The organism is Aeromonas sp. MR16 (genome assembly GCF_022549315.1).
Lineage (GTDB): Bacteria > Pseudomonadota > Gammaproteobacteria > Enterobacterales > Aeromonadaceae > Aeromonas > Aeromonas aquatica.
Map to the genome: position 1 here is coordinate 1 of NZ_JAKZFK010000089.1, position 255 is coordinate 255.

1 rRNA gene is annotated in these 255 nt (G+C 52.5%); it reads left to right on the top strand.

The features are described from left to right. Nucleotides 1-255: ribosomal RNA gene (locus MM194_RS22065) — 23S ribosomal RNA — on the top strand; the annotation flags it as partial.

Genomic DNA, 255 nt, shown 5'->3' on the forward strand with positions numbered 1-255 from the left:
TAGTAGCGGCGAGCGAACGGGGATTAGCCCTTAAGCAGCTTGGAAGTTAGTGGAATGGTCCTGGAAAGGCCAGCGATACAGGGTGATAGCCCCGTACACGAAAACAACCTTGATGTGAAATCGAGTAAGGCGGGACACGTGACATCCTGTCTGAATATGGGGGGACCATCCTCCAAGGCTAAATACTCCTGACTGACCGATAGTGAACCAGTACCGTGAGGGAAAGGCGAAAAGAACCCCTGTGAGGGGAGTGAA